The organism is Cellulomonas pasadenensis (genome assembly GCF_047229365.1).
In the GTDB taxonomy this organism is placed as follows: Bacteria; Actinomycetota; Actinomycetes; order Actinomycetales; family Cellulomonadaceae; genus Cellulomonas.
In genome coordinates this window covers 1-2,436 of the sequence record NZ_JBFTEP010000242.1, presented here as the reverse complement: position 1 = coordinate 2,436, position 2,436 = coordinate 1, and the positions used below count along the sequence as shown (strand labels likewise).

The window sequence follows — 2,436 nt, the reverse complement described above, 5'->3', positions numbered from 1 at the left end:
CGGCGTAAGAGTCTCGTGGTCTCGGAGATGTGTATTAGAGACTGGACGACGGCTGGACGTCGCTGCGGGTCGTCGGCGCGGCGCTCGACGCCCGGGACGCGGGTCTCGCCACGACGGCCGTCGCGCTCGACGCGTGGCACGACCGGCACCCGCGGTGCCCCCGCTGCGGCGCGCCGACGCGCGTCGCGCAGGCGGGCTGGTCCCGCGTGTGCGACGTCGACGGCTCCGAGCACTACCCGCGCACCGACCCGGCGGTCATCATGGCGGTCGTCGACGACGCCGACCGTCTGCTGCTCGGGCACGCGGCGACGTGGCCCGAGGGGCGGTACTCGACCCTCGCAGGGTTCGTCGAGGCGGGGGAGTCGGCGGAGCAGGCGGTGCGGCGCGAGGTCCGCGAGGAGACCGACGTCGTCGTCGACCGCGTCGAGTACCGCGGCAGCCAGCCGTGGCCGTTCCCCGGGTCGCTCATGCTCGGCTACCGCGCGCACGCCGTGCGCACGGACATCACGGTCGACGGCGAGGAGATGACCGCGGCGCGCTGGTACACGCGCGCCGAGCTGACCGCGGACGTGCGCGCGGGCACGCTGCTGCTGCCGGGGCGCGCGTCGATCGCCCGTGCCCTCGTCGAGGAGTGGTTCGGCGGACCCGTCGACGACTGAGCGTGGACCGGGCCGAGGACCGGACCGCCGGCGACCGGGCGTCAGACGGCCAGGCGCGCCCTGACCTCGGCGAGCGACGGGTTGGTCGCGGCGGAGCCGTCGGGGAAGACGAGCGTCGGCACGGTGCGGTTGCCGCCGTTGACGGACTCGACGAACGCCGCGGCGTCGGGCTGCTCCTCGATGTCGACCACGTCGTAGGCGATCCCGGCGGAGTCCATCTGCTTCTTCAGCCGGTGGCAGTACCCGCACCACGTCGTGGAGTACATCGTCACGGTGCCCGGGGCCGGCGTCGTCTTGCTCATGACCGCAGCGTGCCACGCGGCACCGACGCACGCCGAGCGGCGACGGCCCCCGACGGCCCGCGTTCGCGAGGGGCGTACGCCGGCGGCGCGCGGGCGCGCTCCGGTCCGTGACGAGCGCCACCACCCGGGCCGCCACGGGCGCGTCGCCGACCTGTCGGTGGCGGCTGCGACACTGGGAGCGATGTCCGCCGACGCCCTCCTCGACGCGCTGGACCCCGAGCAGCGCGCGGTCGCGACCGCCCTCACGGGGCCCGTCTGCGTGCTCGCCGGTGCGGGGACCGGCAAGACGCGGGCGATCACGCACCGCATCGCGTACGGCGTGCGCACGGGGGTCTACCGGCCGGCGTCCGTGCTGGCGGTGACCTTCACCGCCCGTGCCGCGGGGGAGATGCGCGTGCGGCTGCGCGACCTCGGTGCGGGGGGCGTGCAGGCGCGCACGTTCCACGCCGCGGCGCTGCGCCAGCTGGGGCACTTCTGGCCGCGGGTCGTGGGCGGCGCGCCGCCGCGCCTGCTCGAGCAGAAGGCGCCGATCGTGGCGGAGGCGGGACGCCGGGTGGGCGTCTCGGTCGACCGGGTCTCGGTGCGCGACCTGTCGTCGGAGATCGAGTGGGCCAAGGTCTCGCTCGTCACCGCCGAGGACTACCAGCGCGCGGCCGAGGCGGTGCGTCGCCCGACGCCCGCGGGCCAGGAGCCGCAGGCCGTCGCGCGCATGCTCACCGCGTACGAGGACGTGAAGGCCGAGCGCGGGGTGATCGACTTCGAGGACGTGCTCCTGCTGCTCGCCGCGATGCTGGCGCAGCGCGGCGAGGTCGCCGACGAGGTGCGGGCGCAGTACCGCCACCTCGTCGTGGACGAGTACCAGGACGTCAGCCCGCTGCAGCAGCACCTGCTCGACCAGTGGCTCGGCGGCCGGCACGACCTCTGCGTCGTGGGGGACCCCAGCCAGACGATCTACTCGTTCGCCGGGGCCAGCCCGCACCACCTCATGACGTTCACGCGCCGGCACCCGCGGGCGACGGTGGTGCGGCTCGTGCGCGACTACCGCTCGACGCCGCAGGTGGTGGGGCTCGCCAACCGCGTGCTGACGGCCACCCGGCGGCCCGGCGACCCCGCTCCTCTGCACCTGGTGGCGCAGCTGCCCGACGGACCCCCCGTGCGATTCACGGCGTACGACGACGACGAGGCGGAGGCCGCCGGCGTCGCCGCCCGCGCGGCGCGGCTCGTCGCGTCGGGCGTGCCGGCCAGCGAGATCGCCGTGCTGTACCGGACCAACGTGCAGGCGGAGGCCTTCGAGCAGGCGCTCGCGGCCGCGGGCGTCGGCTACCAGGTGCGCGGCGGCGAACGCTTCTTCTCCCGTCGCGACGTCCGTGACGCGCTCGTCCTGCTGCGCGGCGGCGCCCGCGCGGCCGACCCGGGCGTGCCGCTGGGGGAGACGGCCCGCGACGTGCTGACGTCCGCCGGCTGGGCGCCGGCGC

General features: G+C 76.0%; 3 protein-coding genes. 2 read left to right on the top strand and 1 reads right to left on the bottom strand.

The genetic code is table 11. The features are described 5' to 3' along the window. Window positions 1-41 precede the first annotated feature (41 nt). A complete protein-coding gene (gene nudC / locus AB6N23_RS18115; RefSeq protein WP_412867351.1) occupies window positions 42-659 on the top strand; it encodes an NAD(+) diphosphatase in 618 nt (205 codons plus the stop codon). A 41-nt stretch (window positions 660-700) separates the two neighbouring features. On the opposite strand, the gene AB6N23_RS18110 is transcribed toward nudC, so the two are convergent. Then, window positions 701-961: a mycoredoxin gene (locus AB6N23_RS18110; protein WP_412867350.1), complete on the bottom strand. Its 261-nt coding sequence runs from the start codon at window positions 959-961 to the stop codon at window positions 701-703. Between the two features lie 181 nt (window positions 962-1,142). Here AB6N23_RS18110 and AB6N23_RS18105 point away from each other — a divergent pair. Beyond that, on the top strand, window positions 1,143-2,436 hold a 1,294-nt coding region (locus AB6N23_RS18105; protein WP_412867349.1), incomplete at its 3' end, for an ATP-dependent helicase.

Coding starts and splice junctions, on each gene's coding strand:
- AB6N23_RS18110 (WP_412867350.1), bottom strand. CDS start 961: ATGAGCAAGACGACGCCGGCCCCGGGCACCGTGACGATGTACTCCACG.